The organism is Campylobacter sp. IFREMER_LSEM_CL1097 (assembly GCF_025772225.1).
Taxonomy (GTDB): Bacteria; Campylobacterota; Campylobacteria; order Campylobacterales; family Campylobacteraceae; genus Campylobacter_D; species Campylobacter_D lari_D.
This window is the reverse complement of record NZ_JAKMRT010000053.1, coordinates 1-564: the sequence shown is the minus strand read 5'-3', so window position 1 is coordinate 564 and position 564 is coordinate 1. Positions and strand designations below refer to the sequence as shown.

The window sequence follows — 564 nt, the reverse complement described above, 5'->3', positions numbered from 1 at the left end:
CTTCTATAATAGGGCGTTGATCTTCTCTTCTTGTGCCTCTTGTATAATTTGGAACAAAACTAACAATAATATCTTCTGCCATTTTTTGAATAGGATCATTTAAATCTCTATGATTCCACATACAAGTAAAATAACATCCTTTTTTGAGTAATCTATGACTTTCTTTTAGTGCCATTGATCTATCCATCACATTAAAGCTACTTCCAAAGCTCACCCAATCAAACTCTCCATCTTTTAAAGTAGAGTCAATACCGGTAGCTCTTACCCATTCTACATCTTGACCTTGAGTTCTTTCTATACCAATTTCACGCATTGCATCATTTGGCTCAACCGCTACCACTTTACAAGCTCTCTCTAAAAGCATAATACTTAAATTCCCTGTACCTGCTCCAATATCTGCAACTTTTATCTTTGAACTTTGACTAGTTCTTTTAGCAAGCTCTACTAGCATATCTATACTAAGTGGTGCATAATTTGGTCTATATGAATAAAATTTTGCATGTTTAGTATAATCCCAAACTTGTTCTACTATTTTTTCCATTTTTTTCCTTTAACTTTAAATAG

The 564-nt window shown here is 33.0% G+C and carries 1 protein-coding gene; it reads right to left on the bottom strand.

Annotated features, from left to right (window positions below; genetic code table 11):
- On the bottom strand, window positions 1-541 hold a 541-nt coding region (locus tag L8W64_RS08885; protein WP_263673559.1), incomplete at its 3' end, for a class I SAM-dependent methyltransferase.
- Window positions 542-564: the final 23 nt, after the last annotated feature.